The organism is Actinokineospora sp. UV203, assembly GCF_056323665.1.
On the sequence record NZ_CM150484.1, the window covers coordinates 6,127,761 to 6,141,158 of the forward strand.

The following is a 13,398-nucleotide window of genomic DNA, read 5'->3' on the forward strand; positions in this document are numbered from 1 at the left end:
GGATATTCCACAATGGACTTCTTGCGACCGACGACCCTCGCCGAGGCACTCGAGGCCAAGGCGGCGACCCCGGAGGCGGTGCCGATCGCGGGTGGCACCGATGTGATGGTGGAGTTGAACTTCGACCTCCGCAGGCCGGACGCGCTGCTGGACCTCGGCGGCGTGGCCGAACTGGCCGAATGGGACGTCGACGACGGCATGGTCCGGCTCGGCGCGGGCGTTCCGTACAACCGGATCATCGCCGAGTTGGGTGCCAAGCTGCCCGGCCTGGCGATGGCGTCGCGAACCGTCGGGTCCCCCCAGATCCGCAACCGGGGCACGGTCGGCGGCAACCTCGGCGCCGCGTCGCCCGCCGGTGACGCGCACCCGCCGCTGCTGGCCTGCGCGGCCGAGGTCGAGGTCGCGTCGACCCGTGGGACCAGGCGGATTCCGGCCGGTCAGTTCTTCGTCGGTCCGAAGAAGTCGGTCCTCGAACCGGACGAACTCGTTGTGGCGGCACGCATTCCGGTCGCCTCGGGTCCCCAGCAGTTCGCGAAGGTCGGCACCCGCAACGCCATGGTGATCGCCGTCTGCTCGTTCGGCCTCGCGCTGAACGCGGGCAAGCGCTCCGTCGGCACCGGCATCGGCTCGGCGGGGCCGACACCGCTGCGGGCCCTGGAGGCGGAAGCCTTCGCCGAGACCGAGATCGACGGACTGTGGGACTCGCGGGAACCGTTGCCCGACAGCATGGTGCGCCGCTTCGGTGAGCTGGTGGGCGAAGCGGCGAACCCGATCGACGATGTGCGGGGCACCGCGGCGTATCGGCGGCACGCGCTGAGCGTGCTCGCCCGGCGGACGCTGGCGTGGGCGTGGGCGGACTACCGGACTGGGAGTTGGTCTAGATGAGGGTGACGGTGCGGGTCAACGGCGAGGAGAAGGTCGCCGAGGACGTCTGGGAAGGTGAGAGCCTGCTCTACGTGCTGCGCGAGCGGATGGGCCTGCCCGGATCCAAGAACGCTTGCGAGCAAGGGGAATGCGGCTCCTGCACGGTGTTCCTCGACGACGTCGCGGTGTGCGCGTGCCTGGTGGCGGCGGGCCAGGCCGAGGGCCGCGAGGTGCGCACGGTCGAAGGGCTCGCCGACGGCGACCAGCTCGACCCGGTCCAGGAGGCGTTCGTGGAGACCGGGGCCGTGCAGTGCGGGTTCTGCACCCCGGGTCTGATCGTCGCCACGCACGACCTGGTTCGCCGTGTCCCGAAGCCGACCGACGCCGAGATCCGCGAGTCCCTGGCCGGAAACCTGTGCCGCTGCACCGGATACGAGAAGATCCTCGACGCGGTGCGCCTCGCGGCGTCCAGAATGGAGGGTGTCTCGTGAGGACGGTCATCGAAGGCGCCGCGGTGGTCACCGTGGACGCGGCGGGCACCGAGTACACCGATGGCCATGTGGTGGTCAACGGCGGGCTGATCGAGTCTGTCGGCCCCGGCCCGGCCCCGGACGACCTGCCCGCCGACCGCCGGGTCGACGGCCGCGGCTGCCTGGCGACCCCCGGTCTCGTCAACACCCACCACCACCTGTACCAGTGGGCCACCCGCGGCCTCGCCCAGCAGTCGAACCTGTTCGACTGGCTAGTGCGTCTCTATCCCGTGTGGGCGGGCATCGACGAGGAGACGACCCGCGCCGCCGCCACCGCGGGCCTGGTTCGGTTGGCGCGCACCGGATGCACCACCGCCGCCGACCACCACTACGTCTTCCCGCGCGACGCGGGCGACCTGCTCGGCGCGACCGTCCACGCCGCCGCCGAGGTCGGCATCCGCTTGCACGCCGTGCGCGGGTCGATGGACCGCGGCACGTCCACCGGCGGCCTCCCGCCGGACTCCCTCGTCGAGGACACCGCCGACGCGCTGGAGGGCACCGGCGAGGCGATCTCGCGGTGGCACGACCCGTCGCCCACCTCGTTCGTCCGCGTCGCGGTCGGCCCGTGTTCGCCGTTCTCGGTCAGCGCCGACCTGATGACCGGCGCCGCGGAACTCGCCCGAGCCGCGGGCGTGCGCATGCACACCCACCTCGCCGAGACCCTCGAAGAGGAGAAGCAGTGCCTCGCCGAGTTCGGCTGCACCCCCGTGCAGTACGCCGAACGCCTCGGCTGGACCGGGTCGGACGTGTGGCTCGCGCACGGGGTGCACCTCTCCGACGGCGCCATCCGCACCCTGGGCGAGAGTCGGACCGGCATCGCGCACTGCCCGACGTCGAACGCCCGGCTGGGCGCGGGAATCGCCCGGGTGGCGGACATGCTGGCCGCCGGTGTCCCGGTCGGACTCGGCGCCGACGGTGCGGCGTCCAATGAGGACGGTGGGCTCGGCGGTGAGCTCCGGCAGGCCATGTACCTGGCCCGGCTGCGTGACGGCGCCGCCTCCTTCGACGCCCGCCGCGCGCTGTGGCTGGCCACCATGGGCGGCGCCACCTGCCTTGGCAGACAACGAGAACTCGGCTCGCTGGAGCCAGGAAAGCTCGCCGACATCGCCCTGTGGCAGCTGACCGGCGTGGAACACGCGGGCATGGCCGACCCGGTGGCGGCGCTGGTGTTCGGCTCACTGCCGCCGCTGGCGTTGCTGCTGGCCGGTGGCAACACGGTGATCGAGGACGACGAATCCTGCCTGGTCACGGAAGCCGATGTGGCCCGCGACCTGAATGCCGCGAGCGTCAAGCTGGCCCGCAAGGCGGGGATGCTGCGATGACCCGCTCCTCCGAACGCACCCGCACCGAGGGCGGCGTCGGCCAGAGCCCGGTCCGGCCGGACGGCGCGCTCAAGGTGAAGGGCGAGTTCGCCTTCTCCTCGGACCTGTGGGCCGACGAGATGCTTTGGGGCGCCACCCTGCGCAGCCCGCACCCGTTCGCCAGGATCAAGCTCATCGGCGTCGGCGGCGCGCTGCGGATCCCCGGGGTGCACGCGGTGCTGACCCAGGCCGACGTGCCCGGCCGCAACCGGTACGGCCTCGAACACGCCGACCAGCCGATCCTGGCCGAGGACATCGTGCGCTACCAAGGGGAACCGGTCGCCATCGTGGCCGCGGACCACCCCGAGACGGCGCGGCGGGCGGTCGCCGCGATCGACGTCGAGTACCAGGTGTTCGACCCGGTGACCGACATGGACCATGCTCTGCGGCCGGACGCGACGGCGCTGCACCCGGACAACGAGACCGGCAACTGCGTTCGACACGTCCGTGTTCGCACCGGCGATCCCGAGCCGACGGCCCCGGTCGTCGTCACCGGTGAGTACAGCGTCGGCATGCAGGACCAGGCGTTCCTCGGCCCCGAGTCCGGTCTGGCGGTCCCGGCCGAGGACGGCGGGATCGACCTCTACGTCGCCACCCAGTGGCTGCACGTCGACCAGAAGCAGGTCGCCGAGGCGCTGCGGCTGCCCCAGGAGAAGGTGCGGCTCACCCTCGCCGGCGTCGGCGGCGCGTTCGGGGCCCGGGAGGACCTGTCGATGCAGGTGCACGCCTGCATGCTGGCGCTGCACACCGGAAAGCCGGTCAAGATGGTCTACGGGCGCGAGGAGTCGTTCTTCGGCCACGTCCACCGCCACCCGGCCCGGCTGCGCTACGAGCACGGTGCCACCGAGGCGGGCGACCTCGTCTACGTGCGGGCCCGGATCGTCCTCGACGGCGGCGCGTACGCGTCGAGCACCACGGCGGTCGTGGCCAACGCGGCCACACTGGGCGTCGGGCCGTACGAGGTCGAGTCCGTCCACATGGACGCCTATGGCGTCTACACGAACAACCCGCCTTGCGGTGCGATGCGCGGATTCGGCGCGGTGCAGGCCTGTTTCGCCTATGAGTCCCAAATGGACTTGTTGGCGGAGAAGCTCGGCATGGACCCGGTGGAGCTGCGTCTGCGCAACGCCGTCCACGAGGGCTCGCGGATGCCGACCGGTCAGGTGATCGACTCCGCCGCCCCGGTCGAGCAGCTGTTGAAGCTGGTGCGGGACAAGCCGATGCCGCCGCCCGCCGCCGACGACTTGCGCGAGATGCCGGGCGGGGTGTCGAACACGACGCACGGCGAAGGGGTGGTGCGCGGCGTCGGCTACGGGGTCGGGATCAAGAATGTCGGCTTCTCCGAAGGGTTCGACGACTACTCCACCGCCCGGGTCCGGCTGGAAGTCGTCGCGGGCGAGCCTGTCGTCTCCGTGCACACCGCCGCCGCCGAGGTCGGCCAGGGACTCGTGACCCTGCAAGCACAGATCGCCCGCACGGAGCTTGGGGTGGCCCAAGTGACCGTGTTGCCCGCCGACACCACCGTCGGCAGCGCGGGCTCCAGCTCCGCCTCCCGACAGAGCTACGTGACCGGCGGCGCCGTGCGAGCCGCGTGCGAGAAGGTCCGCGCGGAGGTGCTGGAACTTGCCGAGAGCCCGGAAGCACGGCTGGAGGACGGCAAGGTCGTCGCCGACGACGCCGTCGTCGTCGCCGACCTGGTCGACCTGCTCGGCGACAAGGTTGTCGAGCACACGGTCGAGTGGCGGCACCGGCCCACCGAGCCGCTCGACCCGCGCACCGGGCAGGGCAACGCGCACGTGCAGTACGCCTTCGCCGCGCACCGGGCGGTCGTCGACGTCGATGTCGAACTGGGCCTGGTCCGGGTCGTCGAACTCGCCTGCGCGCAGGACGTCGGCAAGGCGATGAACCCGCAGGCGGTGGAAGGGCAGATCCAAGGCGGCTCCGCGCAGGGGCTCGGGCTGGCGGTGATGGAGGAGATCCAGGTCGTCGACGGCAAGGTCCGCAACCCGTCGTTCACCGACTACCTGATCCCGACCATCCTCGACATGCCGCCGATGCCGCTCGACGTGCTCGAACTGGCCGACCCGCACGCGCCGTACGGCTTGCGCGGTGTCGGCGAGCCCCCGACCATCTCCTCGACGCCCGCGATCGTCGCCGCCATCCGCGCGGCGACGGGGAAAGCGCTCACCCGGGTGCCGGTGCGGCCCGAACACATCACCGAGACCGAGGAAACGACATGACTGTCACCGAACGGCTTGAGTTCTGGTCCGACGGCGTGATCATCGTCGGTGAGCTGCGGATTCCCGACGCTGAGGGACCGCACGCGGCGGTGGCGCTGAGCGGGCCGTTCACCGGGGTCAAGGAGCAGGTCGTCGGCCACTACGCGGAGCAGCTCGCCGAGGCCGGGTTCGCCACGCTCGCCTTCGACCACCGCGGCTTCGGGGAGAGCGGCGGCAGGCACGGACATGAGGACACCCAAGGCAAGCTGGCCGACCTGCGGGCCGCGGTGAGCCTGCTCGCGACCCGACCGGAGATCGACGCGCACCGCATCGGGCTGGTCGGGATCTGCCTGGGCGGCGGCTACGTCATGCGTGCCGCGGCGAGCGACCCTCGGGTCAAGGCGGTCGCCGGGATCGCCGGCGCCTACAACAGCCCCGCGTTCTTCGCCGAGCGGATGGGGATCGACGCCTATCGGGCCGCGCTGGGCGTGTTCCTCGCGGGCTACGACGACCTCATCCCGGCCGTCGCGCCCGACGACGGGGAGGCGGCCATGGCGGGGGAGGAGCCGTACTCCTACTACGGCACCGAACGCGGCGCGGCTGAGCACTGGACGAACGAGGTCACCCGCGGCTCGCTGCACTCCCTGATGACGTTCGAGGCCCTGAGCGCCGCCGAACTGCTCGCCGCGACACCGCTGCTTGTCGTGCACGGCAAGATCGACGACTATTGCTCGCCCGAACTCGCCGAGCGGCTCCACGAACGCGCCACGGGTGTCAAGCGCGCGGTGTGGCTCGACTGCGAACGGCACGTGGACCTCTACGACGCCGAGCCGCACGTCAAGAAGGCCGTTGAGGAGACCGCGCTTTTCCTGCGGGAGAACTTGCCCGGATCATCACGCTAGGTGAAGATCAACTCGCCAAGGATGACCCGATCGGACGACACGGGTTGTCGTTAGTCTGGCCTAGACCTTTACCCCAATCCCGAGGTGGATCGTGACTGACACGGCAAGCTGGGTGCCCGAGGGTGTCAACACCGAACTGCCCAGCGCCGCGCGGGTGTATGACTACCTGCTCGGCGGTGGCCACAACTTCCCCGGCGACCGCGCCCTGGCCGAAAAGCTGGTGACGGTCGTCCCCGCGCGCGACATGGCGAGGCTCAACCGGTCCTTCCTGCGCCGCGCCGTGCTTTACCTGCTCGATCAGGGCATCACCCAGTTCCTGGACCTGGGATCCGGCATCCCGACCGTGGGCAACGTGCACGAGGTCGCCCATGACGTCGACCCGAACGCGCGCGTCGTCTACGTCGACTACGAGCCGGTCGCGGTGGCGCACAGCGAACTCCTGCTGGAGGGCAACAAGAACGCCGCCGTCCTGCAGGCCGACATGCGGGACCCGGACAAGATCCTGCAGGCGCCGCGGACCCGTGAGCTGCTCGACCTGGACAAGCCGCTGGGCCTGCTCATGGTCGGCGTCGTCCAGTTCATCCCCGACGGCGACGACCCGTGGGCGCTCGCCGCCCGCTACCGCGACGCGGTCGCCCCCGGCAGCTACCTCGCGCTCTCGGCGTTCACGTGGGACCACGCGCCCGCGGGCATGGCGGGCGCGGTCGAGGTGTTCAAGAACAGCCAGGACCCCATCTTCCCGCGCACCCACGCGGAGATCACCCGGATGTTCGACGGCTTCGACCTGGTCGAGCCCGGCCTGGTCCTCACCCCCGAGTGGCGACCCGAGCGGCCGGAGGACACCGCCGACGCCGAACGCTCGAACCTCTACGCGGGCGTCGCCCAGAAGCCGGTGGGTCACTCGAACGGCTGAGCGAAAAGCCCGCTATGTGTAGGTCCGGGTAGCGCGATGTACCCGATCGGGTGCAGAGTGGTAGCTCTCCGGCGCATATCGTTCAGCAAGCAGTCGACAAGGACACCGATGATCCGCCACTCGGACGGTCACCGTGGACCGTGCTGAGCTGGCCAGGAGATGGGCCGCGGCGTTGAACCAGGTCATATATGTCTCGCGCTCGCGCGACGACATCGAGAGTGGCTTGGGCGAACTCGTCGCCCGTCTCGCGGCTTGCGTGCGCCCCGGTGCCGATCTGGCCCCGGCGGTGGAGATCGGCCAGGAACTGGTCGCGTCCGGGTTCGGCAAGGCGGGCTGCATCCGCGCCACGATCGACGTACTGGGCCCCGGACTGTCCGAAGTGGAGGGTGTGTCCCCGGCTGACGTCTTTCCCGCGCTCGCTTCGGTGGCGGCGGGATTCACCGCCGCCACCCGCGACCGGCTGTTCGCCGAACAAGATGACATCCGGCACGCCTTGGTGCGGGCCAAGGAGAACGTCGAGCGCGACCTGCAGGCCAGCGAGGCGCGCTTCCAGGACGTGTTCGCGACATCCGCGGTGGGCATGCTGATCAGCGACCTCGGCGGCGGTGTCGCGCGCGCCAACGAGGCGCTCGAACTGATGTTGGGCTATCGCAAGGGGACACTGTTCCGCAAGCGCCTCGACGACCTGTTCCACCCGGATGAGGCCGACTTCCTGCGTGAGCGCTACGCCGAACTCCTCGCCGGCGAGTGCGACACGGTCCGCGAGCGCACCCAGTTCATCCGCGCCGACGGCGACACCGTGTGGGTCCGGGTCGCGGTGACCCTGCTGCGCGACGGGGACGGCAAGCCGGACCACCACGTGAGCATGGTGGAGGACATCTCCGACCTGCACCTGATCGAACACCGGCTCAGCATCCAGGGCACCCGCGACATGCTCACCGGGCTGGCCAACCGGCAGGCGTTCGAGGGCAGGCTCGAGGAGTCGATGGGCAGCACGGCCGACGTCTCGCTGTTCCACATAGGACTCGACGATTTCGGTGTGGTGAACAACGGAATCGGCAGGCACGCGGGCGACACACTGCTCAGCGCCATCGCGGGCAGGTTCGCGGTGATCGCCGAGGAGCGCGAGGGAGCCATCGCCCGCATCGGTGGCGACGAGTTCGCCCTGCTGACACCGGGTCGGCACGACGTGGCCGCGGTCGCCACCGACATCAACGAGGCGCTGGCCGAACCGACCTATGTGGACGGTGAGGGGATCGCGGTGACAGCGTCGATCGCGGTGCTGCGCTCACCGCGCTCCGGCACCGAGCCCGCGGAGCTGTTGCGCGCCACCGACATCGCATTGCGCAGGCTGAAGTCGTCGGGGCGCAGGCAATGGAGTCTCGTCGAGGCTGACGACCTCGCCGCGCGCGACCGCTTCCGGCTCACCGCGTCCATCCCGGGTGCGTGGGAGAGCGGCGAACTCGACCTGGACTTCCGGCCGGTCGTGGAGTTGGAGAACGGCACGACCGTGGCCGTGCAGGCGCTGCTGTACTGGGACAGCCCGGTCCACGGCCGCCTCGACCACGACCGCTGCCGCGAGCTGCTGCGCGACACCGGGCTCAGCGTCCCGGTCGACCAGTGGGCGCTCGGCGTCGCCTGCGAGCGGACTGCCCAGCTCGTCGCACGGCTGTACGTGGAGTTGACCGGCGAGCAGGCGGCCGACCAGGACCTCGTGGGCACCGTGCGCCAGGCCGGTGGCCTGGACCGCCTGGACCTGGGCGTCCCGGTCTCGGCGCTGGCCGACCCGCAGGCCGAGGACAACGTGTCGGTGCTGCTCGACCTTGGCGTGCGGATCGTGCTGACCGGGTTCGGCCAGACGCCCGGCGACATCGCCTGCCTGGAAGACCACCCGGTGCACGCCGTGCGGCTGGGCAACCGGGTGGTCGAGCGGATCGGGACGGCGCCGGACCCCAAGTCGATGTTCGTGCGGTCCGTGCTGGAGCTGCTGCCGATGGTCCGCGAGTCCGGCCGCGACGTGCTGGTGCCCGGGGTCGACACCGCCGAACAGGCCGACTGGTGGCGGCGGGCGGGCGCGGACCGGGCGGTGGGCGCGCACTTCGGCGAGCCCGACAGCTTGGAGAACGTGGTCGCCTAGGTCCTGTCCTGTGACTTGCAGGGCAGGACCTATGCGGCGACGGCCACCGACTCCAGGGCACGGATGCCCGCGGCGGTGAGCGTGGCGGCGACGAGCTGGCCGAAGCTGCCGGTGCCCGTGGCGATGTAGCCGTCGTGGGTCAGCGTGTGGGCGCTGAACTGGTCGCAGAACGGAACCCCGTCGATGTAGAGGTCGGGTTCGCGACCGCAGCTGATCTGCGCGCGGCCTGCCGCGACGGCTCGCAGCATGGCGACGGTGCGATAACTCAGTTCGTGTGGCTCGGACATTTCGGGTCCCCCCTGGTCTGTGGGTTACTTCTTATTCGTAGCTGGTGAGGTGTTAGATGCGTGACCCCGTCATTAGGTTGCATCGGACCGTCACCCCGCTGACGTTACATAGCGTGACCAGATTGCGTCGACACACTTTTAAGAGGGGTCTTTCGGCCCCCAGATACCTACGGCCGACGCTGGTCGGGGGAGCCGTTGAGGCCGAACAAGATCCGCCGCATGACGTCCGGATCGGTCGTCGTCGGTTCGTCGGGCACCGCCGCCCGCGCGGCCTGGGACGCCTTGCGCTGGCGTCGGGGCAGCGGCACCGCCGAGGCGTTCATGCCGCTGGGCAGGGCGAGGGCGAACCAGACGATGTAGCGGCCGTGGTCGATCTGGGTGGTCCCCACCCGGGCCACACCGGGAATGGCGGGCGTCGGCACCGGCAGCTGCGACTCGACCTCGAAGATCAGGTCCGCCCCGGACAGCCGCACCCTCGCGGTCATCATCCCGGGGGCGGCCGGATTGACCGAGTCCACGACCGCCGTGGTGACGACCCTGGCCGCCTCCGCGGCGACGTCGCGCATGTCCCGCAGCGCCCACTCGGTCAGCGAGAACCGGACGAACATCTCGGCACAGCCGATCGCACTGGGCAGGGCGACTAGCTGGAGGTCATCGACCTGTTCGGTCCGGTCGTTCATCCGATCTCCCTCAGGTGCCGCCCGCGCGTGCGCAAGATGGTGCCACGATCGGGTGCGACACCGACACCCTGGGGCGGATTCCTGTCCCAGGTCTGACCGAATCGTCACCGTGACCTTGATCGGGGAGGGTGGAACTGTGCAGCCGTACACAGACTCCGGTACCCCGCTCCTCGCGGAGTTCGCCGTCGAGAACCACCACGGGCAGTTGTCGATGACCTTCGAAAGCGCTGGTGGGAGGACCAAGAACGGGCCGCGCAACCCGGACTACGTGGCCGCGCTGGTAGTGATCCTCGGCCGACTGGCCCAACGGTCGGCGGTGATCGTCGCCGCAGCCGTGGAGTCGAAGAAGACTGTCGACCTGCCGCTCCACGAACGATTACTCACCGATGCCCCGATCCAGCTGAGCCCGGCCTCCGACGTCGAAGCGCTGCGCAGGCGGCTGACCAGTGCTCAGGGCCGGATCGGCCAGGTCGAGGGCGCTCCGAAGGCGGGCAACAACAGCAAACGCATGCGCCTGGTCCTCGAAGTTCCTGGATACAAACTCGCGGACGGCCCGCGATTAGAGCGGGAGCTGGCTGCGCAGATGCTGGTCGGCGATCTCATGGAGTCGCTGAGGTCGCTCAAGGTCCACAATGCGGGCGGAAAGCCCGCCCTGCACACGCCGATCGCACTGCTCTGGGCATTCGGGCGGCTCGCGGCGAGCCGGGGACGACTGTTCGACTGGCCGGAGTTTCGCGACGGGGTCGGCGAACTGCTCCGCGACTTCGGTGCGACCGCGACACCGCAGTACCCGTTCTGGCACGTCGGCAGCGACCCGGCGCTGTGGGAGACGCACGGTCTGACAGGGCCGCCGACCGCGTCCGACGCCGACGCCCGAGCCGGGTTCACCGCGGCTGCGGCCGGTCTGCTTGGCACACCGATGGTCCTCGCCGAAGCGATCTTCGTGCTGTGCGACGCCCACCTGTCGGATGTGGTCGACCAGGCAGAGCTGCTGCGCCGGGTCGGCCTTGACGGCCAGCCCGAGCGGGCGATGAGCGAGATGCGCACCGTGTTCGACTCGGTCGACGAGGTCACCATCCGGGCGCTGTCCGCGGACACACTCGACAAGATGACCGAGGCGGTCCGCCGGGTCGAACAGGCGGAGCTGCGGAAACTGGTCGTGGGCAGCGCCGACACAGCTCCGTGCGACTTATGCGGGAACGTCTTTCCGCTGCGGTACCTGGTCGCGGCGCACATCAAGCCCCGGTCCACATGCACCGACGACGAGCGGCGCGACCTGCGCAACGTGGCGATGGCCGCCTGCGCTTTCGGGTGCGACCTGCTCTTCGAACTGGGCTACATCACCGTCGACGAGGACGGCTGGATCCGGACGGCGGAGGCCATGCCGAGCGGCCGGTTCGCCGACCACGTGAACCTGGTGGGCACCTTGCGCTGCTCGGCGCACCGGCCCGAGACCGAACCGTATTTCGCTTGGCACCGGGCGAACCGGTTCATGAAGTGAGGTCTCCAGCGTGCCGGTCGGCGACCACCCGCAGCGGATGCGGCGGGGCAAGGTCGAACGCGGGCAGGCTCAGCCGCTGAGGATTCCGACCAGTTCGACCGTGACGACGACCAGCACGAGCCCGACGACGGTCGCGGGCATGACGCCGTCGGCTCGCCGGTTGCCGCGGAGCATGGCGAGCAGCAGCAGTCCGATGGCGACGGTGGCGGCGCCGACCAGGAACGGCTGGTCGATGCGCAGGCGGATCACCACGGCGGCGAGGCCGATGAGGGCCAGGGTGGTTCGCGCCCAGGCGAGGCCGGTGCGTTCGACGTGCAGGCTCATCGGAGGAGGATCACCGCCAGCACCAGCGCCGCCGCGACCACCAGGCCGCCGACGATCACGGCGCCCAAGGTGGGCGCGGGCATGGGCGCGCCCGTGCGCATCGCGCGTTCCGTGCGGGCCCAACGGAACCAGCCGCCGGTCGCGGTGATGGCGCCGAGCAGGACCAAGCCCGCCGCCAGCCAGCGGCGGGGGCCGTCGGCGATGGGGAGGGTGACGGCGTCGACCAGGACGCCCGCGGCGATGAGGGCCAGGGCCGTGCGGATCCAGGCGAGCATGGTGCGTTCGTTGGCGAGGGTGAACCGCGCGTCGGGGTCCTCGCCGACGCCGTAGACCTGGTGCGGCCAGCGTTCGTCCATGCGGTCGATCATCCACCTCGTATTGCGTGCCTGCGCGGTGAGCAACTAAGTCCTCAATGGACACTGGTCGCCTGCGGCGTGCGGACCGGCCTGTTGTAGCCAATTACGAAACAAGGGTTGCGAAACTCGCCCGGCCGGGTTTACGCTACTCGAGTAGCGAAAAGGAGCCGAGATGAGCGAGTCGAAGCGCGGACGTCCCCGCGATACGGAAGTGGATGCGCGGGTGCTCGACATAGCCGCCGTCCAGCTGGCCGAGCGCGGGTACGCGGGACTGTCGATCGACGCGGTGGCAGAGGCGGCCGGGGTCGCGAAGACGACCCTCTATCGGCGGTGGCCCTCCAAGGACCACCTCGCCGTCGCGGTGACCGCCCGGATGCAGGATGCCGATCCGGTCGCCGACACGGGGGATATCCGGCTTGATTTGGTCAACTACCTCACACACATCGTCGCGGCGATCAACCGGTCGCGGTCGCTGGGGCTCGTGGCCGAACTCGCCGCCGCCGCGGCGCGGCACGACGACATCGGTGAGCTCATCCACGGCGTGTTCACCCGGCGCAACGCGCTCGTGTTGGCCCTGATCGAGCGGGCCAAGCAGCGCGGTGCACTCCGCGCCGACACCGACGCGGTCGTGCTGTTCGACCAGCTCGCCGGGGCCCTTTACTACCGCGTCCTGTTCACCGGGATGCCGATCGACCCCGCTTACGCCGAACGTCTCGTCACCGCCGCACTCGACGGCGCCGTCCCCACTGGAGAAACATCATGACCAGCACGAAGTTGGCCAACGGTCTCGTCATCCTGATCGCTCTCGCGATCATCGGCATCGGCTTGGGCTACCTGATCGCCCCGCACTCCCTCGCACCGGGCTTCGGGTTGCCCGCGTGGCCGGAGGACACCGGGTTCCTCGCGGTCAAGGGCATCCGCGACATCATGTCGGGCCTTGTCGTGCTGGCGCTGCTGGCGTCCGGACAGCGGCGCGCGCTGGCGATCGCGATGGGCGTCATCGCCATTGTCCCGGCGGGCGACATGGTCATCATCCTGTCGCATTCCGGGTCGCCCGGCGCCGCGTTCGGCATCCACGGCGCCACCGCGGCGCTCGTTCTCGCGACGGCTTTCTTGATCCACAGCCAATACCGTGGTCGAACGGAAACGGTGGCCGCCGCCGCGACCAGCTAGCCTGAGAGGTAGACGTGGGCGGCGGGCCCCGTCCCGCCGCCCACGGCTGTGTGGGATTTTGACTACGTTCTGGTCGTCCACGCGCACGAACGCTGATTGTCGCTTGGGGTTAGGCCGCTGTTTTTCGGTTCGCAGCGGGTTCGGCCTTATG

General features: G+C 70.2%; 14 protein-coding genes. 10 read left to right on the forward strand and 4 right to left on the reverse strand.

Features of this window, described 5'->3' with window-relative positions:
- Positions 1-12 precede the first annotated feature (12 nt).
- The 7 genes from ACUZ2Y_RS29525 (at position 13) to ACUZ2Y_RS29555 (ending at position 8,926) form a co-directional block, all read left to right on the forward strand.
- The gene (locus ACUZ2Y_RS29525; protein WP_476325030.1) at positions 13-885 is read left to right on the forward strand and encodes an FAD binding domain-containing protein; all 873 of its coding nucleotides are present in this window, start codon (positions 13-15) and stop codon (positions 883-885) included.
- Positions 882-1,355 (forward strand): (2Fe-2S)-binding protein, encoded by a 474-nt coding sequence (locus ACUZ2Y_RS29530; protein ID WP_476325032.1) that lies wholly within the window; start codon positions 882-884, stop codon positions 1,353-1,355. Before ACUZ2Y_RS29525 ends, ACUZ2Y_RS29530 begins: the two co-directional genes overlap by 4 nt.
- Positions 1,352-2,716 carry an 8-oxoguanine deaminase gene (locus ACUZ2Y_RS29535; protein WP_476325034.1) on the forward strand — a complete coding sequence of 455 codons (1,365 nt, stop codon included), beginning with the start codon at positions 1,352-1,354 and terminating at the stop codon, positions 2,714-2,716. Before ACUZ2Y_RS29530 ends, ACUZ2Y_RS29535 begins: the two co-directional genes overlap by 4 nt.
- A complete protein-coding gene (gene pucD, locus ACUZ2Y_RS29540) occupies positions 2,713-4,995 on the forward strand; it encodes a xanthine dehydrogenase subunit D (RefSeq protein WP_476325036.1) in 2,283 nt (760 codons plus the stop codon). The genes ACUZ2Y_RS29535 and pucD overlap by 4 nt, the downstream gene beginning before the upstream one ends.
- The gene (locus ACUZ2Y_RS29545) at positions 4,992-5,876 is read left to right on the forward strand and encodes an alpha/beta hydrolase (RefSeq protein WP_476325038.1); all 885 of its coding nucleotides are present in this window, start codon (positions 4,992-4,994) and stop codon (positions 5,874-5,876) included. The genes pucD and ACUZ2Y_RS29545 overlap by 4 nt, the downstream gene beginning before the upstream one ends.
- Positions 5,877-5,967: 91 nt before the next feature.
- Entirely contained in the window at positions 5,968-6,789 is an 822-nt protein-coding gene (locus tag ACUZ2Y_RS29550) for an SAM-dependent methyltransferase (protein ID WP_476325040.1), read from the forward strand.
- A 133-nt stretch (positions 6,790-6,922) separates the two neighbouring features.
- The gene (locus ACUZ2Y_RS29555; protein ID WP_476325042.1) at positions 6,923-8,926 is read left to right on the forward strand and encodes an EAL domain-containing protein; all 2,004 of its coding nucleotides are present in this window, start codon (positions 6,923-6,925) and stop codon (positions 8,924-8,926) included.
- Between the two features lie 29 nt (positions 8,927-8,955).
- Here the strand turns inward: ACUZ2Y_RS29555 and ACUZ2Y_RS29560 are convergent, their stop codons facing one another.
- Complete coding sequence (locus tag ACUZ2Y_RS29560) at positions 8,956-9,213, reverse strand: hypothetical protein (protein WP_476325044.1); 258 nt, start codon at positions 9,211-9,213, stop codon at positions 8,956-8,958.
- Between the two features lie 167 nt (positions 9,214-9,380).
- Entirely contained in the window at positions 9,381-9,893 is a 513-nt protein-coding gene (locus ACUZ2Y_RS29565) for an ATP-binding protein (RefSeq protein ID WP_476325046.1), read from the reverse strand.
- Between the two features lie 136 nt (positions 9,894-10,029).
- On the opposite strand from ACUZ2Y_RS29565, the gene ACUZ2Y_RS29570 reads away from it, so the two are divergent.
- A complete protein-coding gene (locus tag ACUZ2Y_RS29570) occupies positions 10,030-11,394 on the forward strand; it encodes a phosphorothioated DNA-binding restriction endonuclease family protein (RefSeq protein ID WP_476325048.1) in 1,365 nt (454 codons plus the stop codon).
- 69 nt (positions 11,395-11,463) lie between these two features.
- On the opposite strand, the gene ACUZ2Y_RS29575 is transcribed toward ACUZ2Y_RS29570, so the two are convergent.
- Positions 11,464-11,718: a DUF202 domain-containing protein gene (locus ACUZ2Y_RS29575; protein WP_476325050.1), complete on the reverse strand. Its 255-nt coding sequence runs from the start codon at positions 11,716-11,718 to the stop codon at positions 11,464-11,466.
- Positions 11,715-12,074, reverse strand: a complete 360-nt coding sequence (locus ACUZ2Y_RS29580; RefSeq protein WP_476325052.1) for a YidH family protein — start codon at positions 12,072-12,074, stop codon at positions 11,715-11,717. Before ACUZ2Y_RS29580 ends, ACUZ2Y_RS29575 begins: the two co-directional genes overlap by 4 nt.
- Before the next feature lie 172 nt (positions 12,075-12,246).
- On the opposite strand from ACUZ2Y_RS29580, the gene ACUZ2Y_RS29585 reads away from it, so the two are divergent.
- Complete coding sequence (locus ACUZ2Y_RS29585) at positions 12,247-12,837, forward strand: TetR/AcrR family transcriptional regulator (protein ID WP_476325054.1); 591 nt, start codon at positions 12,247-12,249, stop codon at positions 12,835-12,837.
- Positions 12,834-13,247 carry a DUF4267 domain-containing protein gene (locus tag ACUZ2Y_RS29590; protein WP_476325056.1) on the forward strand — a complete coding sequence of 138 codons (414 nt, stop codon included), beginning with the start codon at positions 12,834-12,836 and terminating at the stop codon, positions 13,245-13,247. Before ACUZ2Y_RS29585 ends, ACUZ2Y_RS29590 begins: the two co-directional genes overlap by 4 nt.
- Positions 13,248-13,398 lie beyond the last annotated feature (151 nt).

Coding starts and splice junctions, on each gene's coding strand:
- ACUZ2Y_RS29525 (WP_476325030.1), top strand. CDS start 13: ATGGACTTCTTGCGACCGACGACCCTCGCCGAGGCACTCGAGGCCAAG.
- ACUZ2Y_RS29530 (WP_476325032.1), top strand. CDS start 882: ATGAGGGTGACGGTGCGGGTCAACGGCGAGGAGAAGGTCGCCGAGGAC.
- ACUZ2Y_RS29585 (WP_476325054.1), top strand. CDS start 12,247: ATGAGCGAGTCGAAGCGCGGACGTCCCCGCGATACGGAAGTGGATGCG.
- ACUZ2Y_RS29560 (WP_476325044.1), bottom strand. CDS start 9,213: ATGTCCGAGCCACACGAACTGAGTTATCGCACCGTCGCCATGCTGCGA.
- ACUZ2Y_RS29565 (WP_476325046.1), bottom strand. CDS start 9,893: ATGAACGACCGGACCGAACAGGTCGATGACCTCCAGCTAGTCGCCCTG.
- pucD (WP_476325036.1), top strand. CDS start 2,713: ATGACCCGCTCCTCCGAACGCACCCGCACCGAGGGCGGCGTCGGCCAG.
- ACUZ2Y_RS29580 (WP_476325052.1), bottom strand. CDS start 12,074: ATGGACGAACGCTGGCCGCACCAGGTCTACGGCGTCGGCGAGGACCCC.
- ACUZ2Y_RS29575 (WP_476325050.1), bottom strand. CDS start 11,718: ATGAGCCTGCACGTCGAACGCACCGGCCTCGCCTGGGCGCGAACCACC.
- ACUZ2Y_RS29545 (WP_476325038.1), top strand. CDS start 4,992: ATGACTGTCACCGAACGGCTTGAGTTCTGGTCCGACGGCGTGATCATC.
- ACUZ2Y_RS29590 (WP_476325056.1), top strand. CDS start 12,834: ATGACCAGCACGAAGTTGGCCAACGGTCTCGTCATCCTGATCGCTCTC.